Source organism: Pseudomonas sp. GW823-FHT03E05, assembly GCF_058796855.1.
This window is the reverse complement of the sequence record NZ_JBXAJB010000001.1, coordinates 1,711,833-1,735,719: the sequence shown is the minus strand read 5'-3', so window position 1 is coordinate 1,735,719 and position 23,887 is coordinate 1,711,833. Positions and strand designations below refer to the sequence as shown.

General features: G+C 64.9%; 29 protein-coding genes. 16 read left to right on the top strand and 13 right to left on the bottom strand.

Annotated features, from left to right (window positions below; genetic code table 11):
• Nucleotides 1-47 precede the first annotated feature (47 nt).
• The 5 genes from AC1RCO_RS07515 to AC1RCO_RS07495 form a co-directional block, all read right to left on the bottom strand.
• Nucleotides 48-659 carry a DNA-3-methyladenine glycosylase family protein gene (locus tag AC1RCO_RS07515; RefSeq protein ID WP_248765875.1) on the bottom strand — a complete coding sequence of 204 codons (612 nt, stop codon included), beginning with the start codon at nucleotides 657-659 and terminating at the stop codon, nucleotides 48-50.
• A gap of 117 nt (nucleotides 660-776) precedes the next feature.
• Nucleotides 777-1,679: an alpha/beta hydrolase gene (locus tag AC1RCO_RS07510; protein WP_072452243.1), complete on the bottom strand. Its 903-nt coding sequence runs from the start codon at nucleotides 1,677-1,679 to the stop codon at nucleotides 777-779.
• 44 nt (nucleotides 1,680-1,723) lie between these two features.
• Nucleotides 1,724-3,958 (bottom strand): TonB-dependent siderophore receptor, encoded by a 2,235-nt coding sequence (locus AC1RCO_RS07505; RefSeq protein WP_370059492.1) that lies wholly within the window; start codon nucleotides 3,956-3,958, stop codon nucleotides 1,724-1,726.
• A gap of 147 nt (nucleotides 3,959-4,105) precedes the next feature.
• A complete protein-coding gene (locus AC1RCO_RS07500) occupies nucleotides 4,106-5,443 on the bottom strand; it encodes a HAMP domain-containing sensor histidine kinase (RefSeq protein WP_492617596.1) in 1,338 nt (445 codons plus the stop codon).
• Nucleotides 5,443-6,135 (bottom strand): response regulator transcription factor, encoded by a 693-nt coding sequence (locus tag AC1RCO_RS07495; protein ID WP_492617595.1) that lies wholly within the window; start codon nucleotides 6,133-6,135, stop codon nucleotides 5,443-5,445. Before AC1RCO_RS07495 ends, AC1RCO_RS07500 begins: the two co-directional genes overlap by 1 nt.
• 182 nt (nucleotides 6,136-6,317) lie before the next feature.
• Between AC1RCO_RS07495 and AC1RCO_RS07490 the strand changes: the two genes are divergently transcribed.
• The 9 genes from AC1RCO_RS07490 (at nucleotide 6,318) to AC1RCO_RS07450 (ending at nucleotide 13,263) form a co-directional block, all read left to right on the top strand.
• A complete protein-coding gene (locus AC1RCO_RS07490; protein ID WP_072442154.1) occupies nucleotides 6,318-7,013 on the top strand; it encodes a helix-turn-helix transcriptional regulator in 696 nt (231 codons plus the stop codon).
• Nucleotides 7,014-7,018: 5 nt separating this feature from the next.
• Nucleotides 7,019-7,804: a PhzF family phenazine biosynthesis protein gene (locus AC1RCO_RS07485; protein ID WP_220224401.1), complete on the top strand. Its 786-nt coding sequence runs from the start codon at nucleotides 7,019-7,021 to the stop codon at nucleotides 7,802-7,804.
• Between the two features lie 116 nt (nucleotides 7,805-7,920).
• Nucleotides 7,921-8,568 (top strand): hypothetical protein, encoded by a 648-nt coding sequence (locus tag AC1RCO_RS07480; protein ID WP_053158042.1) that lies wholly within the window; start codon nucleotides 7,921-7,923, stop codon nucleotides 8,566-8,568.
• Nucleotides 8,565-9,041, top strand: coding sequence for a surface-adhesin E family protein (locus tag AC1RCO_RS07475; RefSeq protein WP_011060965.1), 477 nt, complete (start codon nucleotides 8,565-8,567; stop codon nucleotides 9,039-9,041). The genes AC1RCO_RS07480 and AC1RCO_RS07475 overlap by 4 nt, the downstream gene beginning before the upstream one ends.
• A 135-nt stretch (nucleotides 9,042-9,176) precedes the next feature.
• Complete coding sequence (locus tag AC1RCO_RS07470) at nucleotides 9,177-9,470, top strand: hypothetical protein (protein ID WP_492617594.1); 294 nt, start codon at nucleotides 9,177-9,179, stop codon at nucleotides 9,468-9,470.
• 40 nt (nucleotides 9,471-9,510) lie between these two features.
• Nucleotides 9,511-9,861, top strand: a complete 351-nt coding sequence (locus AC1RCO_RS07465) for a hypothetical protein (RefSeq protein ID WP_404673199.1) — start codon at nucleotides 9,511-9,513, stop codon at nucleotides 9,859-9,861.
• 107 nt (nucleotides 9,862-9,968) lie between these two features.
• On the top strand, nucleotides 9,969-10,577 hold the full coding sequence (locus AC1RCO_RS07460; RefSeq protein WP_041752195.1) for a hypothetical protein: 609 nt from the start codon (nucleotides 9,969-9,971) through the stop codon (nucleotides 10,575-10,577).
• Nucleotides 10,578-10,593: 16 nt separating this feature from the next.
• Entirely contained in the window at nucleotides 10,594-11,181 is a 588-nt protein-coding gene (locus AC1RCO_RS07455; protein WP_011060970.1) for a hypothetical protein, read from the top strand.
• 474 nt (nucleotides 11,182-11,655) lie between these two features.
• On the top strand, nucleotides 11,656-13,263 hold the full coding sequence (locus tag AC1RCO_RS07450; RefSeq protein WP_492617593.1) for an alpha/beta hydrolase: 1,608 nt from the start codon (nucleotides 11,656-11,658) through the stop codon (nucleotides 13,261-13,263).
• A gap of 92 nt (nucleotides 13,264-13,355) precedes the next feature.
• On the opposite strand, the gene AC1RCO_RS07445 is transcribed toward AC1RCO_RS07450, so the two are convergent.
• The 5 genes from AC1RCO_RS07445 to AC1RCO_RS07425 all read right to left on the bottom strand — a co-directional run bounded on the left by AC1RCO_RS07445 (nucleotide 13,356) and on the right by AC1RCO_RS07425 (nucleotide 16,663).
• Complete coding sequence (locus tag AC1RCO_RS07445) at nucleotides 13,356-14,048, bottom strand: hypothetical protein (RefSeq protein WP_225368753.1); 693 nt, start codon at nucleotides 14,046-14,048, stop codon at nucleotides 13,356-13,358.
• Nucleotides 14,049-14,145: 97 nt separating this feature from the next.
• Nucleotides 14,146-14,700, bottom strand: coding sequence for a UPF0149 family protein (locus AC1RCO_RS07440; protein ID WP_065363862.1), 555 nt, complete (start codon nucleotides 14,698-14,700; stop codon nucleotides 14,146-14,148).
• 95 nt (nucleotides 14,701-14,795) lie between these two features.
• Nucleotides 14,796-15,197, bottom strand: coding sequence for a hypothetical protein (locus AC1RCO_RS07435; RefSeq protein ID WP_015635375.1), 402 nt, complete (start codon nucleotides 15,195-15,197; stop codon nucleotides 14,796-14,798).
• Between the two features lie 362 nt (nucleotides 15,198-15,559).
• Nucleotides 15,560-16,036, bottom strand: a complete 477-nt coding sequence (locus AC1RCO_RS07430; RefSeq protein ID WP_492617592.1) for a MaoC family dehydratase — start codon at nucleotides 16,034-16,036, stop codon at nucleotides 15,560-15,562.
• A 9-nt stretch (nucleotides 16,037-16,045) separates the two neighbouring features.
• Nucleotides 16,046-16,663: a LysE family translocator gene (locus AC1RCO_RS07425; RefSeq protein WP_011060975.1), complete on the bottom strand. Its 618-nt coding sequence runs from the start codon at nucleotides 16,661-16,663 to the stop codon at nucleotides 16,046-16,048.
• 242 nt (nucleotides 16,664-16,905) lie between these two features.
• On the opposite strand from AC1RCO_RS07425, the gene AC1RCO_RS07420 reads away from it, so the two are divergent.
• The 4 genes from AC1RCO_RS07420 to AC1RCO_RS07405 all read left to right on the top strand — a co-directional run bounded on the left by AC1RCO_RS07420 (nucleotide 16,906) and on the right by AC1RCO_RS07405 (nucleotide 19,046).
• Nucleotides 16,906-17,358: an Lrp/AsnC family transcriptional regulator gene (locus AC1RCO_RS07420; protein WP_011060976.1), complete on the top strand. Its 453-nt coding sequence runs from the start codon at nucleotides 16,906-16,908 to the stop codon at nucleotides 17,356-17,358.
• Nucleotides 17,359-17,429: 71 nt separating this feature from the next.
• On the top strand, nucleotides 17,430-17,642 hold the full coding sequence (locus tag AC1RCO_RS07415) for a DUF3079 domain-containing protein (protein ID WP_404673198.1): 213 nt from the start codon (nucleotides 17,430-17,432) through the stop codon (nucleotides 17,640-17,642).
• 45 nt (nucleotides 17,643-17,687) lie between these two features.
• Nucleotides 17,688-18,338 (top strand): DUF2239 family protein, encoded by a 651-nt coding sequence (locus AC1RCO_RS07410; protein WP_404673197.1) that lies wholly within the window; start codon nucleotides 17,688-17,690, stop codon nucleotides 18,336-18,338.
• An 87-nt stretch (nucleotides 18,339-18,425) separates the two neighbouring features.
• Nucleotides 18,426-19,046 (top strand): LysE family translocator, encoded by a 621-nt coding sequence (locus AC1RCO_RS07405; RefSeq protein ID WP_011060979.1) that lies wholly within the window; start codon nucleotides 18,426-18,428, stop codon nucleotides 19,044-19,046.
• A gap of 45 nt (nucleotides 19,047-19,091) precedes the next feature.
• On the opposite strand, the gene AC1RCO_RS07400 is transcribed toward AC1RCO_RS07405, so the two are convergent.
• The gene (locus tag AC1RCO_RS07400; RefSeq protein WP_019093798.1) at nucleotides 19,092-19,679 is read right to left on the bottom strand and encodes an AidA/PixA family protein; all 588 of its coding nucleotides are present in this window, start codon (nucleotides 19,677-19,679) and stop codon (nucleotides 19,092-19,094) included.
• A gap of 459 nt (nucleotides 19,680-20,138) precedes the next feature.
• Between AC1RCO_RS07400 and AC1RCO_RS07395 the strand changes: the two genes are divergently transcribed.
• A complete protein-coding gene (locus AC1RCO_RS07395; RefSeq protein ID WP_220224262.1) occupies nucleotides 20,139-21,326 on the top strand; it encodes a PrpF domain-containing protein in 1,188 nt (395 codons plus the stop codon).
• Between the two features lie 187 nt (nucleotides 21,327-21,513).
• Here AC1RCO_RS07395 and AC1RCO_RS07390 read toward each other — a convergent pair whose 3' ends face one another.
• Together AC1RCO_RS07390 and AC1RCO_RS07385 are read right to left on the bottom strand one after the other, a co-directional pair.
• Nucleotides 21,514-21,960, bottom strand: coding sequence for a WapI family immunity protein (locus AC1RCO_RS07390; protein ID WP_445495896.1), 447 nt, complete (start codon nucleotides 21,958-21,960; stop codon nucleotides 21,514-21,516).
• Between the two features lies 1 nt (nucleotide 21,961).
• On the bottom strand, nucleotides 21,962-22,303 hold the full coding sequence (locus AC1RCO_RS07385) for a low molecular weight protein tyrosine phosphatase family protein (RefSeq protein WP_346624188.1): 342 nt from the start codon (nucleotides 22,301-22,303) through the stop codon (nucleotides 21,962-21,964).
• Between the two features lie 189 nt (nucleotides 22,304-22,492).
• Between AC1RCO_RS07385 and AC1RCO_RS07380 the strand changes: the two genes are divergently transcribed.
• Together AC1RCO_RS07380 and AC1RCO_RS07375 are read left to right on the top strand one after the other, a co-directional pair.
• Nucleotides 22,493-23,050 carry a helix-turn-helix domain-containing protein gene (locus AC1RCO_RS07380; protein WP_401020233.1) on the top strand — a complete coding sequence of 186 codons (558 nt, stop codon included), beginning with the start codon at nucleotides 22,493-22,495 and terminating at the stop codon, nucleotides 23,048-23,050.
• Nucleotides 23,051-23,175: 125 nt separating this feature from the next.
• Nucleotides 23,176-23,775, top strand: coding sequence for an HD domain-containing protein (locus AC1RCO_RS07375; protein ID WP_404673195.1), 600 nt, complete (start codon nucleotides 23,176-23,178; stop codon nucleotides 23,773-23,775).
• Nucleotides 23,776-23,887 lie beyond the last annotated feature (112 nt).

Below are 23,887 nucleotides of genomic sequence, written 5' to 3'. Positions count from 1 at the left end.
GGCGAACCGCGCAGCGGCCAGTCCGCACCGGGTCAAGTGCGCGGTGTTCAGGCCGTCGGCACGCGCCACAGGTACCAGGCAGCAGTGGTGCGCCAGGGGCTCCAGGCCTGGCCGATCTGGCGTAGCTGCCGGGGGCTGGGCTGTTTCTCCAGGTCTTTCAGGCGGCGATAACCTTCGCGCACGCCAAAGTCGTCCACGGGCAGTATGTCCTCGCGCTCAAGGCTGTAGATCAGCAGCATCTCCACGGTCCAGCGGCCAATGCCGGGCAGCTGGATCAGGCGCTCTATCAACTGTTCGTCATCCAGGCCACGGGCGCTGGCGGCATCGGGGACGCGGCCGTCCAGGGTGGCCTGGGCGATGCCCTGCAGGGTCGCTACCTTGCGTGCGGAAAAGCCGCAGCCGCGCAGGCTCTCCAGGCTGGCAGCGGCCAGTTGCCCGGGCGTGGGGAAGGCCTGCCCGGGAAACAAAGCGCGCAGGCGGCCGAGTATCGCGTCGCCCGCGCGGGCATGCAGTTGCTGGTAGGCCACCGCGCGCACCAGCGCCTGATAAGGCTCGCGCTCCGGGCGGGGCTGGTGCAGGCAGGGGCCGACGGCGGCGATCAGCGCGGCCCAGTCGGCATCCAGTGCGGCAAGAAAACGAGTGGCGGGGCAGGTGGGCATTGGTGATCCGGAACAAGTGGCGGGGCGAGCGGCAGATTAGCCCGCCGCCCCAAGGCTTGCACCCTGTCTCTTGCGCTGGAACTCGCGGCCCGGGCCTTGCACCCGGGCGCAGGGTTTTCAGTCCTTGGCCGCCGATAGGTAGAGCCGCTCCAGCACGTAGTGCAACGAGGCCGCCAGGGTTTGGCCATGGCTGAGTGTTTCAAAACTGTGGTAGTCCAGGGCCAACCCCGGCACCTGGGCCAGTTGCGCCTGCAACTGTCGGGCGCGCTGGTCGGCCTCGGGCCCTGCTGGCTGGCGCGGGTTGCCCGGCTCGGCGCCGCCGCGCATCAGCAGCAATTGCGCATGATGGCCCTGCAGGCGCTCGGCCAGGCCCTGGGCCTGGGGCAGGATCAGGCCGTCGCCCCACCACAGCGAAGGGCTCGCGGCAGCGTAGTGGCGAAACGCCTGGGGCTGGCTGAACAGCGCCTGCAGCACCAGCAGGCCGCCATAGGAGTGGCCCCACAGGGTCTGTTGCGCGGTATCTATCGGTGCCTGGGCCGCCACGGCCGGGCGCATGCGTTCGCGCAGCAGTTGCAGGAAGGCTTGCGCGCCGCCGCTGGGTTGCCCGGTCAGCGGGTCTTGCTGCTGCGCCTGGCCCGGTTGCTGCGGGGTGTAGTCATAGGTGCGGGCGTTGCGCTCGATACGCAGCGGGGTCTGGTAACCCACTGCCACCAGCAGCGGCGCCTGGCCCTGGTCCAGGCGCTTGAGCTGCTCGGGGTCGAGGGCGCCGATGGCGGCGTTGCCATCGAGCATCCACAGCACCGGGTAGCCCTGTGGCGGCGGCGCCTGCAACGGTTTGCCGATCCACAGTTGGTAGTGCCGCTGGCCGTCGGCGGAATCCAGTTGCAGGCTAGTGAAGCGGTAGGGCAGGTCCTGGCGTTGCAGCAGGCTGCGGTCCATGGGCTGGTCCGGGGCGGGGGCGGCCAGGGCCGCTCCCGCAAGGCCCCAGGCCAGGGCCAGGGGCAGGAAAAAAGTTCTCATCAGGCGTTCTCGACAGGCTCTTGGTGATGGCTCTTGGTAATGGCTCAGAACGAAGCGGTCAGGCTGGTGTACAGGGTGCGCCCGGGTTCGTTGTAGGTGGCGGCGCCGGCCCCGGCGATGTTGTTCACGCCCTGGGCATTGCCTTCACGGAACAGGCGTTTGTCGAACAGGTTGTCGACCCCGGCGGTCAGGCTCAGGTTGCGGGTCAGGGCGTAGGTGCCGCTGACCCCGGCAATGGCGTACGGCGCCAGTTGCTGGGTGGCGCTGCCGGTGACGCGGTCGCCGTGGTAGTCGTACTTCTTCGGCGTCTGCTGGCCGTACCAGGCCACGGTCGCCTGCAGCGACAGGTCCTGGGTGGCCTGCCAGTCGAGCATCGAGTTGAGGGTGTAGCGCGGGGTCACCGAGAGGTAGTCGCCGGTTTCCTTGTTCTTCGATTGCAGCATGTAGGTGAAGTTGTTGTTCCAGGTCAGCTGGCTGGCCAACGGAATGGTCAGGGTGCCTTCCAGGCCTTCCACCAGGGCCTTGGGCACGTTTTCCCACTGGTAGATCGCCGAGTTGCGGTAAGCGCCGCTGCCGCCGCTGGCATGGCTCACCGGCGCCAGGCCGGATTCCACCTTGTTCTTGTAGTCGTTGCGGAAGTAGGTCAGGCCGGCCACCCAGCCGTCGGCCTTGTATTCCAGGCCCAGTTCCTTGTTGACGCTGGTTTCCGCCTTGAGCTTGTCGTTGCCCTGCAGGTAGCAGCTGGTGCTCTGGCCATAGCAGCCCTGGCCGCGGCTGTAGAGCAGGTAGTCGGAGTTCAGCTGGTACAGGTTCGGCGCCTTGTAGGCCCGGGCGATGCCGGCCTTGAGGGTCAGGGTGTCGCTCAGGGCGTGGGACAGGTTGAGCGATGGGCTCCAGTTGTCGCCGACGATGCTGTGGTGATCCAAACGCAGGCCCGGGGTGAGCATGGTGCCCGGCTGCAGTTCGATGTTGTCTTCGGCAAACAGCGAGAAGATCTGCGCGCTGGACTGGGTGCTGCGGTTGCTTGAGCTCAGGCCGCCCACGGCGCCGCCTTCACTGGTGCTCTGGGTGTTGGCGCTGGGGTCGTCGAGCTTTTGCTGGGACCATTCGCTGCCCAGGGTTAGGGTCTGCTCGAAGCCGGCGCGCAGGGGCAGGTTGACCTCGCCATGGGCGGTCAGGTCGCGCAGCACCGCGGTGTAGAACTCGCTGTTGCTGAAGATGCCTTCGGTGCCGCCGGCCAGGCCTTCGTTGATCCGCGTGTTGCGGGTCTTTTCGTATTGCAGGTAGGCCATGGAACTGCCGAAGTCCCATTCGCCACGATGGGTCACCGAATAGGTCTCGCGGTAGCTGCGGTTGGTCTCGTGGCCCAGCAGGTTTTTCACCGTGCTGTTGCTGTTGGTGTTCTGGGTATCGCCGGTGTAGATGTTGCCCTGGCGGCTGAAGCCGGCTTCGAAGTCCAGGCTCTGGTCCGGGGTCAGGTGCCAGCTCAAGAGGCCGTTGAGGTCCTTGTTGCGTACCCCTTCGCGGCCGGCGGGCAGGGTGCCGACCTGGTTGCCGGTGCGCAGGGATTCATGGCCGGCGTTGATGTCGGCGTCGTCGGAATCGGTCTTGGCCACGTTGCCGTAGACCCGGTAGCTCAAGCTGTCGGTCAGCGGGCCGTTGAGACCGAAGCTCATGCGTTGGGTGGCCCCTTCGTCCTTGTGGGTCGGGAACGAGCTGTAGATCGTGGCATTGCCGTGGGTCTGGATGCCGGCCTGCTTGGTGATGATGTTGATCACCCCGCCAGCGGCGCCGTTGCCGTAGCGGGCCGCCGCCGGGCCGCGGATCACTTCGATGCGTTCGACCTGGTCGGCCGGTACCCAGTTGGTGTCGCCGCGGCTGTCACGCTCGCCGCGCCAGCCGTAGCGCACCGAGTTGCGGCTGCCCACCGGCTTGCCGTCCACCAGGATCAGGGTGTTTTCCGGGCCCATGCCGCGGATGTCGATCTGCCGGTTGTTGCCGCGCTGGCCACTGGTGGAGTTACCGGTGAGGTTGACCCCGGGCATGGTGCGGATGATCTGCGACAAGTCGTTGGCCGGCGGGCGCTTCTGGATGTCCTCGGCGGTGATCACCGAGACCCCCGGTGCCTGCTTGGTTTCTTCCTTGGCGGTGGCCACCACGCTCTGCGGTTCCAGTTCCAGGACCGGCTGGGTCGAGCCTTCGTTGGCGGCCTGCACGGCCTGGCTGAGCAGGCAGCAGGTGGACAGCAGGAAAGGGGCGAAAGGACGCATCGAGCGCATGGACATCGGTGATCTCCGGGACAGAGGCAGAAACAGAAGATCACGAATGATAATGACTGCTATTTGCGAGTAAAGCGCATTAACTTTCTAAACACTTCCAGGTCGGGGCGAGGTTTTGTCAGGGGGCCGGGCGCGCTTGTGCCGGGCCTAGGCGGCGGGTAGCAGCAGGTGCATGCACAGCCCGGGGTGGCCGTTGCTGGCCCAGATCCGCCCCTGGTGCAGCTCCACGGCGCGCCGGGCAATGGCCAGGCCCAGGCCGAAGCCGTCGCCCTGGGCCGAGTCCAGGCGCTGGTAGGGCTGGAAGATGCGTTGCAGGTCCTGTTCGGCAACCCCTGGTCCCTGGTCTTCCAGGCACAGGTGCCAATAGGCGCCTTCGCGCCAGCCGCGCAGGCTCACCCGGCCGCCGGCGGGGGAGTAGCGGATCGCGTTGCGCAGCAGGTTCTCCAGGGCCTGGGCGATGCTGTCCAGGTGCACCTGGACCCGGCACTCGGCGTCCAGCAGGCAGGGCAGGCTCTCGGCGTCCCAGGCGCTTTCGAAGCAGGCGTCCTGGCGCAGGGCTTCCCAGATCGACAGCACCTGCACCGCTTCGGTAGGCAGTTGCGGGCGCTCGGTGTCGAGCCAGGCCAGGTCCAGGGTGTCTTCCAGCAGGCGCTGCATGTCGGCGATTTCCCGGTCCAGGCGCTGGCGCAACTGCTCCGGCGGCAACCGGCTGTCATGGGCGATGCGCAACCGCGCCAGGGGCGTGCGCAGCTCGTGGGACAGCGTGCGCAGCAGCAGGCGCTGCTGGGCCAGGCTCTGGCGCAGGCGCTCGGCCATGTGCTCGAAGGCCAGGGCCAGTTCTCCCAGTTCGTCGTGGCGGTTCACCAGGGGCGTGCCCAGCCCCTGGCTTTCCAGGTCGTCGGCGCGCAAGGCATCGGCGCGGTCGCGCAGGCGGTTCAACGGCAGCACCAGGTGGCGGTAGAGCAACAGGCCGAGCAGGGCGGCCAGCAGGGTCGGCACCACGCCATGGCTGAGCACGTGGGTCCAGGGCGTCAGGCCGCTGGGCAGCAGGCGCTCGGGCAGTTGCAGCACCAGCCGGCCTTGCTCCGGGTGCTCGGGGAATTCGATGCTGACGTAGGGCAACTCGTCCTGCAGGCGCCGGCTCATGGGCCAGTCGAGCTTGCGCATGAAGGTCAGGTGGCTGGCTTCCTCGGCGGTCAGCGGCGTGCTGCCCAGGCTCTGCAGGCGATCGCCGATCACCGCGACCCAGGTGTCTTCCCGGGTTGCCAGTTGTCGCTGGAACTCATCGACCGCGGCCACGCCGCCCTGGCGCCAGGCGTGCTCGGCCTGCTGGGCGTAGCTGGCCAGGTACTGGCGGTCGGCGGGGTCGAGAAAATAGGTGCTGCGCTCGGCCGACAGGCCCCAGGTCCAGATGATCCAGGTCAGCAGCAGGCAGAAGCCGATCTGCAACAGCGCCAGTTTCCACAGCAGGGGGTGACGGCGCATCAGTGGCGTTCCGCTTCCACCAGGATGTAGCCCGCGCCGCGCACCGCCTGGATCTGCAGGTGCTGCACCCCAAGGTCGGCGAGTTTGCGCCGCAGGTTGCACACGTGTACATCCAGGCCGCGATCGAGCCTCGTGTAGATGCGGTGCAGCACGTGCTGATAGAGAAACGGCTTGCTCAGGGTTTCCCCGGGGTGCTCGCGCAGGGTCGCCAGCAGCCGGTATTCCGAGCCGGTCAGGCCCGCTGCGCGGCCCTGGTGCAGTATGTCCTGGGCCTGGTCGTCGAAGCTCAGGTGCGGGTCCTGGCGCGTGGCCTGCAGCTGTTGCACCCGGGCCATACGCCGCAGCAGGGCGTCGGCGCGGGCGTCCAGTTCGGCCAGGCTGAAGGGCTTGGGCAGGTAGTCGTCGGCGCCTCGGGTAAAGCCGGTGATGCGGTCCTGCTCGGCGCCCAGGGCCGACATCAGCATCACCGGCGTGCCCTGTTCCTGGCGCAGGGTTTCCAGCAGGGCCAGGCCGTCCATGCCCGGCAGCATGATGTCCAGCAGCACCAGGTCGAAGTGGCCGGCGCGCACCACGGCCAGCCCCTGGCGGCCGTCGGTGCAGGTGGTGACGGTAAAGCCGCGCTGGCGGAAATGCAGGTCCAGGTCGTCGCGCAGTCGGGCGTCGTCTTCCACGAGAAGCAGGTTGGGGGTCATGGGGCAGAGCACTTGAATGGGGATATTTAATGAGAACGTTTTACATTTGCGAATATTGCAGCAATGCCCTTGGCTATGCAATTGCCATGATGGGCGGGCATGACCGGGATCAATCGAACAAGAAGTTGAATATTCAACAAAGTGTTGATATTTTTCCTGGCCGTTCACCTTGGTAGTCACCCATGAACCGATCTTGCGCTTCCCTGCTTGTCGAACGTCAGCTGGTGCTGCAGGTGCTGCACAGCACTTTGCAGATGCTGGGCAGCGTGGTCGGCCGGCACGTGGAGATTGTCCTGCATGACCTTGACCGTCCCGAGTGCTCGATCGTCGCCATCGCCAATGGTCATGTCACCGGGCGCCGGGTAGGCGACCCGGTGCTGGTCGGGCCGCGCCAGGACCTGGGTTTTGCCGCGGTGCGACGCGCCCTGCAAGACCGCTCCGCGGCGACCCCGCTGGTGCTGGAGAACTACCCGACCCTGGCCCCCGACGGCCGCGAGCTGCGCAGTTCCACGGTGATCTTTCGCGACAGCAGCGGGCAGCCCTTCGCCAGCCTGTGCAGCAACAGCGACCTGAGTGGTATCGCCGCCGCTCATGCCTGCCTCGGGCAGTTGCTGGGCCTGGGCAGCGCGCCTGCGCCGCGCCGCGACGAAGCCCCCGACATGGAACAGTTGCTGGCCCAGATCATCCAGGGCGCCTGCCCGGGAAACGGGGCGCGCATGAGCAAGCAACACAAGCTCGACGCCGTGCGCCAGATGCAGGAGCGCGGGGTGTTCATCGTCAAGGGCGGGATCGAAAAGGCCGCCGCGGCCCTGGGGGTGACCCGCTACACCATCTACAACTACCTGGAACAGATCCGCGCCCAAGGCGCCGAGGAATGACCGCGATGCAGCTCGATATCTTTCAAGTGGATGCCTTTACCTCCCACGTCTTCGGTGGCAACCCGGCGGCGGTGTGCCCCCTGGATGCCTGGTTGCCGGACGAGGTCCTGCAGCGCATCGCCCTGGAGAACAACCTGTCGGAAACCGCCTATTTCGTGCCCCGGGGCGAAGTCTTCGAACTGCGCTGGTTCACCCCCACGGTGGAGGTCGACCTGTGCGGGCACGCCACCCTGGCGGCGGCCTGGGTGCTGTTCGAGCAGTTGGGCGAGCGCCGCGACGTGCTGCGCTTTGCCACCCGCAGCGGCGAGTTGCGGGTGAGCCGCGAGGGCGGCCTGCTGTCCATGGACTTTCCCGCCAAGCAGCCCGAAGCCGTGGCGATTCCCCCGGCCCTGCTGCAAGCCCTGGGGTTGCCGGCGGCCGAGGCCCTGTACCGCACCGACGATTACCTGCTGGTGGTGGACGACGAATCTCTGGTGGAGGCGCTCAAGCCCGATTTCGCCGCACTGGCCGCCTTCGATGTGCGCGGCATCGCCGTGACGGCGCCGTCCCGGGCATTCGATTTCGTCTCGCGCTGGTTCGGCCCGCGGGTCGGGGTCAATGAAGACCCGGTCACCGGTTCCGCCCATACCTCCCTGGCGCCTTACTGGGCCGCGCGCCTGGGCAAGCGTCAGTTGCGGGCGCAGCAGGGCGGGGCGCGCAAGGGCCAGTTGCAGTGCCAGGTGCTGGACAACGGGCGGGTGATCATCAGCGGCTACGGCGCCTTGTACCTCAAGGGCGGTATTTTCCTCTGAACCGGCTGCGGCGCCGCTCTGCCATGCAGGCCTGGTGCCTGCAGGCGGATTTGTCTCGGCGGTGCCGGCGGGAGTAGAGTCGCGTTTTTTTTCGCCTGCTCAGGATGCTCCAGACCATGCAACGGACGCGCACCTTGCCCCGCCTTTCCACCTCACCGCTGTTGGCCTTGCTCCTGGGCTTGAGTGCCGGCGCTGCCCAGGCAGCGAGCCTCAGCCAGAGCCTGCTGGAGTGCCAGCCGAGTTTTTTCAAGGCCCTGTATCAGCAGCGCGCCGAGCTCGGGCAGGTGGTGAAACTGGCGGAGAATCAGCGCCAGGGCATCGCCTGGATTCCGGTGGCGGAGCGCCGCGACAGCGCCACCGCGCTGATGGCGTTTTCCCGGCCGCTGCTGGATCAGGGCCTGCCCCTGACCGCCTACTACGACCGCCAGTTCGACCTGGGCGAGCAGGGCACCTTTCACTTCTGGGGCTTTGAAATCGATGCCAGCCGCGAGGCCGTCATGGCCGCGCTGCCCCAGGCCGGTTGGCAGGAGACTGGCGAATACTTCGTCTCCCGGCCGCAGATCAAACTCAACGCCGCGGCCCCCTGGCAGGACAACCCGGCCGCCGCTTCGGGCATCGCCCCGGCGCCGGGCTCCGCGGAAAAGATCCTCATGCTCAGCCAGGAAGACGGCAAGACCCGTTTGCTCTGCTCGCTGCAGGGCACTGTCGATCAGCCATTGCTGGAGCAGGAGCGGCCGGACCTGGCCCAGGGAGCGGGCCGATGAACAAGCTGTCGAGCTTGAGCGCGGCGCTTTTGCTCGCCGGTTGCGCGCATTCGGGTACCCCCGGGGAGGCCCCGGCGCCGCAGCGTCCGGACGGCATGTTCAAGGTGCTGGAAAGCCCGGAACTGGCCACCTACTTTGCCGCCAACTCGCTGGCCCTCTACCAGAACAACCCGAACCTGCGGCAGTTCTATCTGGTCAACAACTACGCCAAGCCTGCTGCGCTGGGCGGTGGCAAGCCGCCGATCTACAGCTCCCGCGCGACCCGGGTGATCAACTGCGAGAAGGATGAGTCGGCGCAATTCGGCCGGGTGTACTTCTCCGAGCCCTTCGCCCAGGGCGTGGAGGTCATGCGCAAGGATGATCTTGCGCAATGGGCCGCCTTTCCCCGTCAATCGTTGATCGGGGAGCTGCGCAACATGGCCTGCGCGGTCGATCCGACCCGGCTCAAGCTGGCTCCGGCACCGAGTCGGTGAGCGGTGTCAGCCGGGCCTGCTGTTCAGCCCGGCCAGGCCATGATCAGCATGGGCGGTGGCCTGCCTGATTGAAGCGCGCGCCGCACGCCGCCCAGGCGGCGTTCTGTCCAACTGTTGAGCACCAAGGAAGTTTCGATGCTGGAAAGCAACCGCACCATCACCCTCTCTGGCGAGCAGGCGCTGCAGGCCCTGGCGGAGCTGGAGTTCGTCTTGATCTCGTTGCACAAGATGGGCGCCTACTACATGGATAAACCCGTGGCCGACTACCAGCGCGCCACCACCGATTTCATCGATAACCAGCAGGTCACCCAGCGCCTGGCCCAGGTGCGCAGGATTCTCAGCGAACCCTTCGACCGTACCCTGGGGGAGGACGACATGAACGACATCGAGCGCCATGTGGAGGGGCTCGAACTGTGGCGCCCCGAGTAGCAGGGCGAGGGCTGCCCGCCGATTTATCAAGGAACCTGCCATGTCCAGAATAAGCATCGCCGCCGCGACTCCTAGCACTGACCTGGCGCTGGTCAAGTTTCTCCATCAACGCCTGGGCCTGTCCCTGAGCGTTGCCCAGGGCTATCTGCGCCGTGGCGCCGAGGGCTTCTTCTACAGCGCCAAGCTGTTTCACAACGACCATGTGGAACGTGGGCAGGAACTGCGCGACATCCTCGCCTTCTGCAACAACGCCCAGGTGCCGCTGCTGATTGTCGAAAGCGACCCCGATGAGGAGTGGAACGGTGTTGCGCCCGAAGCGCTGGAGGACTGCGCGATGCCCCAGGAGCACTTGTTCAATCTGCTCCAGGCCTATGAAGAGGACTATCAATAAGGCCCGGCAGCGGGCCTGTAGCGCCCAACCGAATGCGAGGTTTTCCTAAAGTTCTGGGCGCCGGGGTCGAGACGTTGGTGCTGTCCGTCCCTCAATAAGGATATTTCGTGTTCAGAACCCTCCTCAGGGCCACCGCCCTTGTCGCCACCCTGGCGCTGACCGGCTGTGTGTCCTACAACGTCACCGGCCCCCTGGGCGCACCGCTGCATCCCGCGCCTGCCAGCAGCCCGCGCACCGCGCAAATCGCCGATGTGCAGGTTTCCGCCGCCGGTATCGACGAAGCCACCCGCACCGCCATCAGCCGCTCCCTGACCGCCCAGCTGACGCCCTACGTCAAGAGCGCCGGCTACTTCCAGCAACTCAGCGAGTTTCCTACCCGCCTGGGGGAAAACGACGTGGTGCTGAAGTTCAACATGACCTCCCTCAAGGGCCATCGCGGGCCGCACCCGGGCTATGTGCCGGGGGCCCTGCTGACCCTGACGCTGTGGATCTGGGTCAATGGCCCGATCTACGTCGACAGCTTCGACCTGGCCGGTGATCTGTCGATCGTTGATCGCGACGGCAAGGAACTGGCCAGCGCCAGGGAGCAGCTCAAGTTCGAGCGCAATGTCGGTCTCTACGGGCGCGAATACTGGGCCCCGACCCAGGGCGCCAAGCAGCTCAACGAGCTGGTTGCCAAATTGCTCGACAACGCCACCGCCCGGTTGGCGCACTAGGATCAAGGAGCGTCACATGTTCGGTTCCATCAAGCACCTACTGGTGCTGGCCGCGGTACTGCTGAGCGGCTGCGTGTCCTATTCGCAACACGAACTGGCACCGGTCACGGCCTGGCCACCCACCGCCCAGGCGGAGCAACACAAACCCACGGCCTTCGTGCGCACCACCGCGATGAACCAGGTCAATGGCGGCCCGGCCAATGCTGCCGCCGGCGCCCCGGCCGCCGCCTGGGAAGCGGCGGTGGCCGATACCTACCGCCAGTCCGGGCGCTTTGCCCGGGTCAGCACCGACAAGGTCGAGTCGGACCTGTACGCCGAAGCCACCCTGTACAACAACGAACAGTTCAGCATGGCCTCGGCCATCATCACCGGCGCCACCTTCTTCATCATCCCGTCCACGGCGAAGAACACCTTCACCCTGGAGACGGTGTTCAAGGACAAGGACGGCAAGGAACTGGGGCGGATTCGCAAGAGCGAGTCGGTGCGTACCTGGATGCAACTGCTGCTGATCGTGGCGATTCCTTTCCAGGCGGATACCCGCGACGTGGTCCAGCAACTGGCCCGCAGCACCCTGGATGAAGCGGTGCAACGCCAGTTGCTGTAACCCCCGCGCAGCACCTGATGGCAGGCATGAAAACGCCGCTGGCCCGGGTAGGGCCAGCGGCGTTTCTCATGGGCCGGGCCAGCAGCGGAACCAATATTCTCATGCCACTGCACTGGCCAGAGCCCGGCGTAGTTGATCTTGTAGTAATTGATTATTTTTGTGTTTATTAAGTAAAAGTTGATTGTCGCCTAACTATAAGTTCGCTATCGAATAGGTTTTTTCAAGTAGTGGCTGGATTTAAATTTGATTTGTGCTAGCGAGTGAGGGCAGGTCGGAGTGTTGAAGTAAAGTTGATCTCATGTGGAAAAGGCTTTAGAGGTAAGTCTTAATATTTATATATCGAGATGCTGGCTGAATGCCGCTTGCTGACTATAGTGGTGTTGTGACTAGGCAAGATGTCCACGTTGCCTCTAACTAATGTGTCTACGGCGCGAAGGTCAGTATAAGGGTCAGGAGTGATCCAGGGAGTTAGTTATGATGCGTCTCAAATGGTTAAGCCTGATTGCCTTGGGAGTAGGAGTTGCTGGTTGTTCCGGACCCGGGTCGGTCATGGAGCCTTATGAGTCGGCATTGCAACTGGATAGCACCAATGCAAAAAACTTCCATTCCAGCCTGTATTTTCCATCCGGAACCGCCTTGCATTACCCAGGGTATGTCGTGGCCATTGAAAAAAGCCCACAGGCCATCGTCGGCGGCCCCAAGGCTTATCCCCAGGTCAGCTTCGTACGGAGCGGCCAATACATCAGCGCGGAAGAACCAAGCCGCTGGGGAACACCAAGTCAGATCAGGAGATTTCAGGAAAGTGACTCTAAGGCGATGTTCATTTCGCACATCATAAAAAACTCGATAGCCAAGGACACCGCCGGGGCAAGTGATCCTTATCTTTCAAAGAATCATTGCTTTGTATATAACGCTTACGCGGCAAAGCAATTATCACTCGTCAAAAAGAACTATGATCTGGCGAAAATAAGTGACTGGCATGCCTGCTCAATATCCACCAACCTAGACAAGGTGGATGCCCATGCCTATCAGTTTTACGATTATGGAAAGTATGCGCTGCTATCGCTGGAAAATAATTTGACCCAGGACCTTCGGCAAGGTAGTTACACCCATGTTCTGGTGATTGTCATGGGCTGGAACACTGCCCAACAAGAAGCAATACGAAATTTCAATGACTTGGCTGGTAACTTGATGGCCGCTTCTTTGGAAGCGGCCAAGGGACAGCAAGAAAGTCCGATCGACAGGACGCTGGCAATCAAACCGCTGGTCGATGATCAGGTGACTGGTCACTTCCGCCCCTTGGTCATTGGCGTGACCTGGCCGTCTTATTGGTCCAACTCCTTCGGCAACGTATTCAGCTATTCAAATAAGGCCAATGATGCGGACGAAGTAGGCTTGTCCTGGCTGAACAAGATGCTCAACGAAACCATTCCGCGCAGCCTGGCGGCCTCTGGCAGCAAGGCCAGGGTTGTTGCGCTAGGCCACAGTTTCGGGGCGCGCGCCATGACTCGCGCGGTGTTCAGTTCACCGGCCCTGGTGCCTCTTGGCAGTCAGTTCTCCGATCAGCCGATGGTCACCAGCCCGGTTGATCTGGCCGTTGGCTTGCAAGGGGCGATGAGCATCAACCGTTTTGCCCCGGACCTCGGACGTGAAGGCGCTCCCTATCGGGACTACGGGCATCTTCAAAAGACCAAGGTGGTGCTGACTGCAGCCACCAACGATTCGGCGACCGGCGCCCCCTTTATCGTCTGGACCGATCCTGCCGGATCGATCGGCTCATACCACAAGGCCTGCGATACGACCGACCCCCAGTACCAGCGCATATTCGAGTGCATGACGGCTTCTGACACATCCGCAGTTCCAGGAGGTCGGTTCGAAGTCTGCAAGCACGGTCAGCAAGGCTGCGCCGAGCCGTTCAAGAGCACCGGCCCGGACAGAAAAGTGGCCTATATCGACGCTTCTAACGGTATTACCGAATTCAACTCGCCGGGATCCGGAGGAGGGGCCCACAGCGATATCTACCGCCTACCGATGGGCCGTTTGCTGTGGAAACTGATTGAGGAATATGCGCCTACCCAATGATCTGAGGGCCTTACTACTACCCTGTTGAAGCGCACCCAGCTTTGCAGGCATGGCGCACACCATGCCTGCTTAAAACGGGAATGGACCTTTGATCAGACTTTCACGGCCAGGAGTAGTGAAGCGGCTCGTGAAGCGCAGAAGGTTGCATCATCGCGCCAAGTCACCATGAGCTGGCCTAGAGTTAAATCGGTGATGGCCGGCAATGAGTACCAATGACCATTCAAGTGAAGTTGGATGTCCTGTCGTGGAATGGTCAGGCAGGGGGGATCGCAAATGATGTATCGACACTCTTGATCGTTTTGGGTCCCATCGGCAAAGCTTGTTCGCCCTGTCAACGCCGCGGTGTCTTTTTTATAGCGAGCCAGAAAGCACAGGAGCATCCAATGTTTGTAAGGCGAGATCAGCCCTGAGGCAGCCTCAATGCACTCCTTATGGTGCGAGGCAATCTTCGTTTGTGCATAGGGGAATGGGCTGTAGTAGTAGAACACGTACACCAGACCATGGACGGCTGCGTAATTTTTCAGCGCTTCGTTCATCGTCAGGTCTTGGGAATGACCTCCTCCCTGGTTGCGGCAGGGTATGGTGAATTCGCTTGAGAAGTATCGCGTCCATTGGTCAGCCGCTTCTGTTCGGTAGTAGAAGTCCTCGTCGGGCTCATGATCGCAAGTTGGCAAGCCGGACAGATATTCCTCCAATGTCGGAGGGGCGGCGGGTGCGGGAATGTCCTGCGGCTGCGGCTGCGCTGGTGCATTCCGGCTGAAAAGTCTCTTGATGCATTTGAACATGGGCATTATCCGTCCTTGGCTGGCAGACTTCCCCGAGCGGGAAATCTGCCTTTTTTTGCCCCTTAGGGCCCCCGCGGTGCTTCTGCTGGCGTCAGCCTCAGCGCTGCGCCGTCCAATAGGCATGCAGCGCCCGCGCCGCCGGTTCGATGGCCGCTACCTGCTGGCGATGCTGCTCCAGATCCAGGTCGGCCGGCAGTTCGAAGTTGTCCTGTTCGGCACAGTCGATGATCGTCTGCAACAGGCCGGTCTGTGGTGCCGGCATCTGCGGCCAGTTGCCCACGGCCACGCCACGCAGGTAGCCAAAGCACCATTCTTCGGCCAGCAACAGGTCCTGGCCCTGGTGTTCGGTGGTTTCGAAACGTGCATGGAAACCCTGGGCATCACTGGCCAGTTGTTCGGCCAGGGTGTTGATGTGGCGCACGCACAGGTCGATGAACTGCCGGCACTCTTGCGGAGTTTCCCAATTGGGGTTCTCGCCGCCCCAGATCGCCGGGAACCATTCGGCGATATCCACCTGGGTCGGGCCCGACACCAGCGCGGTGAAATAGCCGTCCAGCTCGCAGGGGTTGAGTACCGAGTGGTCGTCGCCGTACTTGAGCAGGGTGTCTTCGAGGGTTTCGAAGTCGGCGGCGTTCAATGGGGTGTTTTGCATGAGAGAAGTCCTGGAAAAAGCAGCGGCAAGTTTCCGGGTTCAGGCCCCGGGCTGCAAGCCTTGAACGGTATGGGCGGCGCTTGAGTGCGCGGCCCTCAGGTGCCGCGCAACAGGTCCTGGGAGTCCAGCAGGCGGTAGGCGATTTCCGGGCGCTGCTCCATGGCCCGGCGGATGGCGGCCGGGATCGATTGCCGGGTCTTGCGGCACAGGCCGGGCAACTCGCCCAGGGAAATGGCGATGCCGCGCATGCTGCGGACCACGTTGTCACTGGGGCTGATCTGGACGCGGATGCCCAGTTGTTCGTACATCCGCCGCTGCATGTGTTCCAGGTCCGCCAGGTCCTTGAGGTTTTCCAGGCGTTCGAGCAGGCGTTTTTCCTCCTGGCGCGTGAGATTGAGGATGCGCAGGTCGGCTCCGGGGGTGTCCAGCAACTGCTCGCGCTCGCAAATGCAGGCGCCGGGTGGACAGGGTTGGCGGATCGCGGGGCTGGGGTTCATGGTGATCCATCATAGCGATCCCGTAGCCGCTGTCAGAGAAAATTCTGTGCCCGGCCAGCCCCAACGAGATGGCGTGGTGGCGGGGCTTTGTGTAGGAGCTGGCTTGCCAGCGAAGGCGTCTTCGGGTTCGCCGCAGGGCTTGAGGGCCTCTTCGCCGGCAAGCCGGCTCCTACGAGGTGGGGTAGTGGCGGGGCTTTGTGTAGGAGCTGGCTTGCCAGCGAAGGCGTCTTCGGGGGCGTCGCAGGTCTTGAGGGCCTCTTCGCCGGCAAGCCGGCTCATACGAGGTGGGGTAGTGGTGGGGCTTTGCGTAGGCGCTGGCTTGCCAGCGACGGGGGCTTTGGGTGCGTCGCAGGTCTTGAGGTCTACCGAGCCAAGGGGTTGCCCGGGTCGCCTTCGGCGAGCATCTGGCTCAGTAACTGCCGTTCCTGTTCGCCGGGAAGCACGCCGCGGGTTTCGCCTTCGAGCACGATCACGCCATCTTCGTTGCTCAGGGTGATGACCGCCGTGGCCCGCTCCCGGGCATCCACCTCGGTGATCAGCCAGCGGCAGGTCACGGTATCCCCCGCATAGTCCGGGCGGCGGAACTGGAAGCTCATCGCCGAGGCCAGCCAGCCGATCTGCCCGCCGATCTCGGTCACCAGGCTGGCGGTCAGCAGGCCATGGGCCACCGGTTCGCGAAACCCTCGGGCCTCGGCGAAGGGCGGGTGGTAGTGCACCGGGTTGTAGTCCCGGGAAATCTCGGCAAAGCGCTGGATGTCCTGGGGAGTGAAGCATCGCGACAGGCTGAAGCTGTCACCGCTTTGCAGCCCGCGAGCCGCCCGTTGTCTGAAGCTGTGCATGGGTCTTCCTCAAGCCAGGAGTTGTTCCGCCAGCAACACTAGCGCAATCAGGACCATCAACCCGCCCGACAGGCGACTGACCCACAGCGCCGCCACCGGCCGCGCCTGTAGAACCGTGCGCGAGCCGAAGCCCACCAACAGGTAGATCACCGCGCAACTGAAGGCATGCAGCAGCCCCAGGGCGAGGATCTGCAGCGACACCGGCCAGGCGGCCGCGGGGCTGGTGAACTGTGGCAGCAGGGCCAGGAACAGCAGGAAGACCTTGGGATTGAGGCCGCTGACACACAGGCCCTTGAACGACCAGCGTGCCCAGGAAGCATCGGCCTGGCCTGCGCCGGCCTGTGGCGTGGACGGGTGGCGCAGCAGGCCGACGCCCAGCCACAGCAGGTAGCCGGCACCGGCCACGGTCAGGCCCGCAAGGGCCAGGGGGTAACGCGCCACCAGCCCGCCGACCCCGGCGGCCACCACCAGGGTCGCCAGCAGGTGGCCGCTCAGCAGCCCGGATACCGCGGGAATCACCACCCGGCCGTTGAGCCCGGCAGAGATGGCATAGGCCCAGTCGGCGCCGGGGGTGATCACGAACAGCAGCGACACTGCCCAGAACGCGGCCAACATGCTCGGTTCCATGCTGGCTTACCTCGGCTGGCTGCAGGTAGCGTGGGCGGGGCAGGCGGTCGCGCTAGGCAGCGCAGGGTGCGGCTTGGCAAGGGGGTAGGGCATGGGGCTTTCTCACGGGCATCAGGGGCTCGACCGCCGCACAGCTGCGGTGAACAGGGGCTTCAAGGTGTGAAGAAAGAATAGTGAAGATCGAGGGGGATTTTTTCTCTAATATTCCAACTGAAAACCTTCGAATGGGGAGAATTATTCAGATGGATCGGATTGATCAGAAGATTCTTGCCGAACTGCAAGCTGACGGCCGCCTTTCGGTCACCGACCTGGCCGAGCGGGTCGGTCTCAGCCTGTCCCCTTGCCATCGCCGGGTACGGGCGCTGGAGCAGTCCGGGGTGATCCTGGGCTATCGCGCACAACTGGCGCCCAGCGCCCTGGGGTTGAATTTCTCGGCCATGGTGTTCGTCACCCTGCGCGAGGGCGATCACCAGGCCGTGGCGGCCTTCGAAACTGCCTTGCAGGGCATTGTCCAGATCGTCGAGGCGCAGCGGCTGTTTGGCGAACCCGATTACCTGCTGCAGGTGATCACCCGCGACCTGCCGGCGTTCCAGCGGTTGTATGACGAGCGCCTGTCGACCTTGCCCAATGTCCAGCGCCTGACCTCGACCCTGGTGATGAAGCAGGTGATCCAGGACCGCACCCTGCCATTGTGATCGGGATCAAGGCTCGAAGGCCCCGCAGGTTCTAAGGTGCAGGCTCCTTCATCCAGGTTCCGGGAGCCGCCATGGCCAAGCCCTTTCCCCTGCGCCCCAAACACCCCGAGCGGATCTGCTGGGGCTGCGACCGCTACTGCGCGGCCAATGCCCTGGCCTGCGGCAATGGTTCCGATCGCACCATGCACCCGGCGGAAATGCTCGGGGAGGACTGGTACCTGGACGGCGACTGGGGCATCGAGATGCCCGCCGACAGCGAGCCGGCCCCACAGCGGCAGTCTTAAATATTACCCGGGTATTATTGCTTGTCTTATTAATACCCGGGTAATATGCAGCCTCGTTTCCTTGAGGCCATAACCATGTCCGACTCACTTACCCAACCCGTCACTGCGTTTCAGGCCCAGCAGGTGCTGGCGGCCGGCCCGTTGCTGGAGGTCGCGCTGGCGGTCAAGCGTGCCAGCGAAGAGGCGGCGCCGCAGCCGTTGCTGGTGTTCGACGATGCCAGCGGCCGGGTCATCGACCTCGACCTGCGGGGCACCCCGGACGAAGTGCGCCAGCGCCTGGCCGCCACGCCGGCGCCGGGCAACGGGCGCTATCGCCCGCGCCAGCCTGCTGCTGCGCCGGTCGAGGGCGAAGAGGCTGCGCCCCGGGGGCGGGGGCGACCCAAGCTGGGGGTCATCGCTCGGGAAGTGACCCTGTTGCCGCGCCAGTGGGACTGGCTGGCCGAGCAGCCCGGTGGCGCCTCGGCGGTGCTGCGCCGGCTGGTGGACGAAGCCCGGCGCCATGGCGCCGAACCGCAGCGCCAGCGGGCCGCGCAAGAGGCGGCCTACCAGTTCATGCTGGCCATGGGCGGCGATCTTCCCGGTTATGAAGAAGCCACCCGGGCGCTGTTCGCCGCGGACCTGGCGCGCCTGCAACAGTGCATCGAGGACTGGCCGCAGGACATCCGCGCCTATGCCTTGCGCCTGGCCGGGGCGTAATCGCCGGGGCTGGCTTGTGTCCCGGGGCCCAGGCGTTTTATGTTCCTTGCCGGTCAACAACGACGCCTTGCCGATTCTGGAGTGCCTATGAACCTCGCCACCCTGGCGCTATTTCTCCCGGCCTGTTTCGCCCTGAACATGGCCCCCGGGCCGAACAACCTGCTGTCGGTGCGCAATGCCAGCACCTACGGTTTTCGCACCTCGTGCCTGGCGGGCATCGGCCGCCTGGCAGCGTTCGCCCTGATGATCGCCCTGGCCGCCGCCGGCCTGGCGGTGGTGCTGCAAGCCTCGGAGCTGTTGTTCTACGGGATCAAGATTCTCGGCGCGGGCTACCTGCTGTACCTGGCCTATCAGCTGTGGACCGCGGACCCCCAGGTGCAGAGTGCGGAGCGCAGCCGGGTGTCCGGGCTGCTGGCCCTCAGCCGGCAGGAATTTCTGGTGGCCATCGGCAATCCCAAGGCGATCCTGATCTTCACCGCGTTTCTGCCGCAGTTCGTCGAGCCCGGGGCGCCAGTGGGTTCGCAGTTCCTGGTGCTGGGGCTGTTGTTCCTGCTGCTGGAGTGGATCGCCATCAGCGCCTATGCGCTGATGGGCCTGCACATGCGCCGCTGGTTCAGCGAGCCTGCGGGCAAGCGCCTGTTCAATCGTTGCTGCGCGGCGTTGCTGTCGGCGGCGGCCTCGGTGCTGTTGCTGGCCCGGCGCGCCTGAAGCCTGGAGCAAGCCTCTCCCCGCAACGGGGAGAGGCCATGGCCATCAGTGGATGGAGAAGTACGGGTCCCAGGAGCAGTAGGCGATCACCTTGTTGTTGCTGTCCAGGATCATGAAGGCCCAGGTGTAGGTAATGCGCGAGCCGACCCGGGTGGCGTTGGCCTGCCAGTAGTAGTTCTGCACGCTTTGCGCGATGGGCTGCCCGGCCGGGTTGTCCTTGTCGATGATGGGCAGCGGCGTGCTGTCCAGGACCACCGGCGTGACGTCGGTCAGATAGGGCGGATTGCCGGCACTCGGTATCGGGTTGGTCTGGGTGTACTGGTACAGCAGCACCGCGTTGTACATGCCCTTGGACAGGCTGGTGGCGCGCCAGCGGACAATGTCCCCCTGACGCAGGTTGACCGCCAGTTCGGAGCCGCCGTCCGGCCCGTCGGTGTTGTCGCGGCGGGCCACCATGTAGACCACCTGGTCGGACAGGCGCTGGCCGTTGCTGTAGTAGTTGTAGAGCTGGGTGGGGGTGGCGCTGTGCTGGCTCAAGGTCAGCGTGTTGCCGCCGTCGAAGGTCTTGCCGTTGCTTTCCAGAATGGTGTCCACGTCAATGGTGACAAGGATATCCACGATGTTTTCGTTCATGTCCGGCTCCCTGTTGTCGCGCTATGGGCCTGGCGATCCAGGCCCGGGTGTCATCGGCTGTGCAGCGTGCGGCCACCGAGCATCCGGGCGCGGCGCAACAGCTGTCGGGCACCGGGCGAAATGCACTTCCATGAGGTCGCCAGTGGAATCTAGAAGCTCAAGACTGTTAGTCAAATGGGCCGGTCAAAAAAGCGCCGCGAGGGCGTCCTGGCCGCTTCGGGCTACAGGCCTGTAGCACCCGTGCCAAGGCCCAGGTGCTGATCGGCCCATAGCGCCGCCTGGGCGGCATGGCTCAGGCCCAGGTCGTGATCGGCCCCGGGCACGATGTCCAATCGGGCGACCCCGGATCGCCAAGCGACAGGCCCCGGGATCGGCCGCGACGGTTTATCATGCTGCGCTGCCGCCCGTTGCCCGTGCGACAAGGGGCTGCTCCATTCGCCCACCCTGGAGGCGCCCGCCATGCCTGATCTGCCCAAGCCTGCTGCCATCCCTGAATTCCCCGTGTGCCACGCCCGTGGCGGCACCTCCACCGGGCTGATCCTGGCCCGCGAAGCGCTGCCCCGGGACGAAGCGCTGGTGGAAGAGTTGCTGCGCCACCTGATGGGCGTGCCGCTGCAGGGCGAGTGGCCGGGCAACAGCCAGATCACCGGCCTGGGGCGCGGCGGGCCCACCAGCAACAAGGTGTTCATCGTCGAGCGCCGCCCCGGCGAGACGCGCATGGTCAGCACCCTGGCGCAACTGGCGGCGGGCAAGAGCGCCATCGACTGGAGCGTCAACTGCGGCAACATGTCCGCGGCCCTGCCGTTGTACGCCCTGCAGCGCGGCTGGCTGGAGCCCGGGGAGGGCGGTGGGCAGATCGAGATCTACAACAGCAACACCCAGACCACGATGTATGCGCGCCTGGGCTTCGCCAATGGCCGGCTGCTGAGCGACACGCGGATTCCCGGGGTCAACGGGGTGTTTCCCGGGGTCGACCTGTTTCTCGACAAGCCGGTGGGGGCCAAGACCGGCGCGCTGTTCCCCACCGGCAAACGGGTGGACCTGCTGGACGGCATCGCCGCCACCTGCATCGACGTGGCGGTGCCCATGGTCATCCTGCGCGCGGCGGACCTGGGCAAGACCGGCGAGGAAACCCCGGCCCAGCTGGACGCCGACCCGCAATTCAAGGCGCGCCTGCTGGAACTGATGGTGCTGGGCGGGTTGCGCATGGGCCTGCGCAAGCGCGATGGCAGCCTGATGAGCGCCGACGACCTGCGGCGCAGCGAAACCATCCCGAAGATCTGCATCGTCAGCCCGGCGCGGGAGGGTGGGGATATTGCCACCCGCTACTTCACCCCGCAGAACGCCCACCCGTCCCTGGCGGTGTCCGGCGGTTGCTGCCTGGCGGCGGCCTGCCTGGCCGAGGGCACCGTGGCCCATGCCTTGTTGGCGCGGGCGCCGGTGCTAGGCGAGGAGCCGGGCGAGTACCCGCTGGCAATTGAAAACCCCGCCGGAGTGCTGGAGACCCTGATCAATGCCCGGCTGGCCGGTGGGGAGCTGCTGATCGATGGCGCCGCCTACCGGCGCAGCGCGCAGATCCTGTTGCAGGGCAGCACGCCGCTGTACAACGCCTCCCCAGCGTTGATCGCCGCCCTCGGCTCCGTCTAACCACCACCACCACCACCGAGGCTCCTTCGCGGCCACACAGAGTCCAACCCTGCGCGTGCCCCGCTTCTTGTAGCCGCTGCCGAAGGCTGCGCACGAGCCGCAGGCTCGCAGGCGATCCCCCTGGCGCCTAGGCCCCTTCGGTGCCTATCGCAGCCTGCGGCAGCGGCTACAGACGGGCGGCTGTGGTTCAGCGCTGGGGGAAATCCCGGCGCAGGGCATCCAGCCCTGCCAGCAGCCGAGGCACGGCATTGCAGGCCAGGGGCAGCGTCACTTGGCAGCCGTCCAGCCGTTGCTCCGGGTTCAGCCAGGGCGGTGCGGCTTCAAGGCAAAAGTGGATCTGGATCTGCGGCTCGGGGCCGCCCAGGTAGTGAAACGCCAGGCAGGGCTCGGTGAACCAGCAGGGCCGGGGAGGGCCTTCGGGCTGATCTAGGGCCTGTAGCCACTGGGCCAATTGATCGAGCTCATGAGTCCTCAGGCAGGCATCCTTGAAACGCCAGTCGCCCTGGGGATGCTCGATGCGGCCCTGCACCATCAGCCAGTTGGCGTCCAGGTGATCGTGGCTGCCAGGGAACTGGTAGCCAAGGATGTCCAGCTCCACCCGCAGCTCAGGTGGGGCCCTGAATATCAGGGGCATATCAGCGAGCCTCGCCGCCATCGGGAAGAAACTGCGGCACCTTCTGCTGCAGCAACTGGATCAGCTCCGGGTCCATGAACTCGTAATCATCGGGAATGTTCAGGCAGACAATCTGCTGGTTGTTCAACTGCGCCTTGAAGCGCTTGCGCAGTTTTTCCCGGTGCCGGGTTTCCATCACCACAATCAGCCCGGCCCATTGCACCAGCTCCGGGCCCAGGGGCACTTCGGCATCGTGGTTGAGCCCCGCCGAAGCGGTCTCGATCCCCGGCCAGTCGGCGAACAGCTGCTCGGCGGTGGGGCTGCGCAGCTTGTTCTGGCTGCAGACAAACAGGACATTGAGCATTGGGCCGAACTCCTTGGCACAGACGCCCGGCCCGTAGAGGGCAGGGCAAAGACGCTGATTTTTCGGGGCTTTTACTGCACTGTCCAGCAACTTGTGGCGGGCCGGGCGAATGGCGTGGGTCAGCGCCAGTTGCCCGTCAAGCGCCGGGGCTGCGAAACTGTCGGCCCCTTTACCCCTATCACTCATTCCATGCCCGCAGCCCCGTTCACCTCCCCCCATCTGGGCCTGGCCCTCAGGCGCTGGCGCCTGTTGCACCGGGTCAAGCAGCAGCACGCCGCAGAGCTGTTCGGCGTGGCGCAGTCGAGCATTTCCCGTTGGGAAAACGGCCGGCAAGCCATGGAACCGGCAGAGCGTGCGCGCTTGGAGCAACTGCTGGCGGCCAACCTCAGCGCCGCCGCCGATCAGGCCCTGGCGCGGCTGGTGAATGACAGCCCGCGCGCCGTGCACCTGGTGTGCGACCTGACCCACCGCCTGCTGGCCTGTTCCGCCACCCGCGCCGGGCAGTTCGGCGTGCCCTTGAGTGAGCTGCTGGGGCAATCCCTGTGGGGCTTCTGCACCGAGGAAATCGTGCGCAAGGAAGCCGCCCTGGATGACCTGGGCTGGCGCGAAGTGCTGGCGCCGCCGTCCCTGGAATTCTTCAGCGGCCACAACGATTCGGCCATCGTGCCCATCGCCCCCAGCCAGTGCCGCTGGACCCGCCTCAACCTGTCCGACGGCAACGCTGTGCGGCTGGTGGAAACCCTCTGAAGCGCTTGTCGAGGCACGCCACGCATATTTTATCCGTGGACCGGGCTCCGGCCGCTGACTAGTCTGGTAAGCCATCGCCCGCCGCCCCACGGCGCGGGCCTCGTTCACTTGCAGCAGGCTTGTCCATGACCTCCGAACTTCTCAGCGGCCGCCTTGAATTCCTCCGTGAAGCGGAAAAACTCAAGGACGTGCTGCGCAGCGCCCACACCTCCAGCGGCCGCCAGGAAAGCACCGCCGAGCACAGCTGGCGCCTGTGCCTGATGGCGCTGCTGTTCGAAGACCAACTGGGGGATCTGGACCTGCTGCGGGTGCTGAAACTGTGCATCGTCCACGACCTGGGGGAGGCCATTCACGGCGACATCCCGGCGGTGGCCCAGGCCGCCCACCCGGACAAGAGCCAGCAGGAGCGCGCGGACCTGCAACTGCTGGCCCGAGCCCTGGACGCCCCGGCCCGCGAGCACCTGCTGGAGCTGTGGGACGAATACGAAGGCACCGCCAGCAACGAGGCGCGCGCGGTCAAGGCCCTGGACAAGCTGGAAACCCTGCTGCAACACACCCAGGGCCAGAACCCGGCGGGTTTCGACTACCGCTTCAATCTCGGCTACGGCCGCCGCTACACCGACGCCAGCCCACTGTTCCAGGCCCTGCGCCAGCAGATCGATGCCGACACCCAGCGCCGCCTGGACGCCCAGGCTCAGGCCGCGGTTCAGCATCGGCTGCGCTAAACAAGCCCGGGCGCCGCTCGCCAGATCCAGGGAGGTTCCCAGGGGGCAGGGCGCCCCGCGCAGAAACCTTGCAGGCGTCATGGTTTTTTTCTGCCAGGGTCATCAAGCGGGT

Bases quoted from the DNA above. Each gene is read 5' to 3' on its own strand.
- AC1RCO_RS07515 (WP_248765875.1), bottom strand. From the start codon at position 659: ATGCCCACCTGCCCCGCCACTCGTTTTCTTGCCGCACTGGATGCCGAC.
- AC1RCO_RS07510 (WP_072452243.1), bottom strand. From the start codon at position 1,679: ATGAGAACTTTTTTCCTGCCCCTGGCCCTGGCCTGGGGCCTTGCGGGA.
- AC1RCO_RS07505 (WP_370059492.1), bottom strand. From the start codon at position 3,958: ATGCGCTCGATGCGTCCTTTCGCCCCTTTCCTGCTGTCCACCTGCTGC.
- AC1RCO_RS07500 (WP_492617596.1), bottom strand. From the start codon at position 5,443: ATGCGCCGTCACCCCCTGCTGTGGAAACTGGCGCTGTTGCAGATCGGC.
- AC1RCO_RS07495 (WP_492617595.1), bottom strand. From the start codon at position 6,135: ATGACCCCCAACCTGCTTCTCGTGGAAGACGACGCCCGACTGCGCGAC.
- AC1RCO_RS07490 (WP_072442154.1), top strand. From the start codon at position 6,318: ATGAACCGATCTTGCGCTTCCCTGCTTGTCGAACGTCAGCTGGTGCTG.
- AC1RCO_RS07485 (WP_220224401.1), top strand. From the start codon at position 7,019: ATGCAGCTCGATATCTTTCAAGTGGATGCCTTTACCTCCCACGTCTTC.
- AC1RCO_RS07480 (WP_053158042.1), top strand. From the start codon at position 7,921: ATGCAACGGACGCGCACCTTGCCCCGCCTTTCCACCTCACCGCTGTTG.
- AC1RCO_RS07475 (WP_011060965.1), top strand. From the start codon at position 8,565: ATGAACAAGCTGTCGAGCTTGAGCGCGGCGCTTTTGCTCGCCGGTTGC.
- AC1RCO_RS07470 (WP_492617594.1), top strand. From the start codon at position 9,177: ATGCTGGAAAGCAACCGCACCATCACCCTCTCTGGCGAGCAGGCGCTG.
- AC1RCO_RS07465 (WP_404673199.1), top strand. From the start codon at position 9,511: ATGTCCAGAATAAGCATCGCCGCCGCGACTCCTAGCACTGACCTGGCG.
- AC1RCO_RS07455 (WP_011060970.1), top strand. From the start codon at position 10,594: ATGTTCGGTTCCATCAAGCACCTACTGGTGCTGGCCGCGGTACTGCTG.
- AC1RCO_RS07450 (WP_492617593.1), top strand. From the start codon at position 11,656: ATGATGCGTCTCAAATGGTTAAGCCTGATTGCCTTGGGAGTAGGAGTT.
- AC1RCO_RS07445 (WP_225368753.1), bottom strand. From the start codon at position 14,048: ATGTTCAAATGCATCAAGAGACTTTTCAGCCGGAATGCACCAGCGCAG.
- AC1RCO_RS07440 (WP_065363862.1), bottom strand. From the start codon at position 14,700: ATGCAAAACACCCCATTGAACGCCGCCGACTTCGAAACCCTCGAAGAC.
- AC1RCO_RS07435 (WP_015635375.1), bottom strand. From the start codon at position 15,197: ATGAACCCCAGCCCCGCGATCCGCCAACCCTGTCCACCCGGCGCCTGC.
- AC1RCO_RS07430 (WP_492617592.1), bottom strand. From the start codon at position 16,036: ATGCACAGCTTCAGACAACGGGCGGCTCGCGGGCTGCAAAGCGGTGAC.
- AC1RCO_RS07425 (WP_011060975.1), bottom strand. From the start codon at position 16,663: ATGGAACCGAGCATGTTGGCCGCGTTCTGGGCAGTGTCGCTGCTGTTC.
- AC1RCO_RS07420 (WP_011060976.1), top strand. From the start codon at position 16,906: ATGGATCGGATTGATCAGAAGATTCTTGCCGAACTGCAAGCTGACGGC.
- AC1RCO_RS07415 (WP_404673198.1), top strand. From the start codon at position 17,430: ATGGCCAAGCCCTTTCCCCTGCGCCCCAAACACCCCGAGCGGATCTGC.
- AC1RCO_RS07410 (WP_404673197.1), top strand. From the start codon at position 17,688: ATGCAGCCTCGTTTCCTTGAGGCCATAACCATGTCCGACTCACTTACC.
- AC1RCO_RS07405 (WP_011060979.1), top strand. From the start codon at position 18,426: ATGAACCTCGCCACCCTGGCGCTATTTCTCCCGGCCTGTTTCGCCCTG.
- AC1RCO_RS07400 (WP_019093798.1), bottom strand. From the start codon at position 19,679: ATGAACGAAAACATCGTGGATATCCTTGTCACCATTGACGTGGACACC.
- AC1RCO_RS07395 (WP_220224262.1), top strand. From the start codon at position 20,139: ATGCCTGATCTGCCCAAGCCTGCTGCCATCCCTGAATTCCCCGTGTGC.
- AC1RCO_RS07390 (WP_445495896.1), bottom strand. From the start codon at position 21,960: ATGCCCCTGATATTCAGGGCCCCACCTGAGCTGCGGGTGGAGCTGGAC.
- AC1RCO_RS07385 (WP_346624188.1), bottom strand. From the start codon at position 22,303: ATGCTCAATGTCCTGTTTGTCTGCAGCCAGAACAAGCTGCGCAGCCCC.
- AC1RCO_RS07380 (WP_401020233.1), top strand. From the start codon at position 22,493: ATGCCCGCAGCCCCGTTCACCTCCCCCCATCTGGGCCTGGCCCTCAGG.
- AC1RCO_RS07375 (WP_404673195.1), top strand. From the start codon at position 23,176: ATGACCTCCGAACTTCTCAGCGGCCGCCTTGAATTCCTCCGTGAAGCG.